This window comes from Streptomyces sp. BE20 (genome assembly GCF_036322525.1).
GTDB lineage: Bacteria > Actinomycetota > Actinomycetes > Streptomycetales > Streptomycetaceae > Kitasatospora.
In genome coordinates this window covers 1-324 of sequence record NZ_JAQYWW010000543.1, presented here as the reverse complement: position 1 = coordinate 324, position 324 = coordinate 1, and the positions used below count along the sequence as shown (strand labels likewise).

1 protein-coding gene is annotated in these 324 nt (G+C 80.6%); it reads left to right on the top strand.

The features are described from left to right. Window positions 1-52: 52 nt before the first annotated feature. On the top strand, window positions 53-324 hold a 272-nt coding region (locus PUR61_RS09100; RefSeq protein ID WP_329877578.1), incomplete at its 3' end, for an NUDIX domain-containing protein.

The following is a 324-nucleotide window of genomic DNA, read 5'->3' as shown; positions in this document are numbered from 1 at the left end:
GGTGACGCCCGCGGGCCCACCATCCCGCAGCACCCCCGGGGAGGAACAGCAGTTGACGACCCCACCGATGCTCGGGGCCGGGGTGCACGGGCCCACCGGGGACGGCCGGGTGCTGCCCGGCCGGCGGCCCACCGCCGGCGAGCCGCCCACCGGGAGCCTGCCCGGCGGCAAGGTCGACGGCGGCGTGTCCGTCGAGCAGACCGCGGAGCGCGAACTCGCCGAGGAGCCCGGGACCGTGCCGCCCGCCGCCGACAAGCGGGTGCTCGCCGTCCTGCTCCCCCACGCGCTGCGCCGCCCCCGGGTGACCGCGGCCGTGCTCGCCCC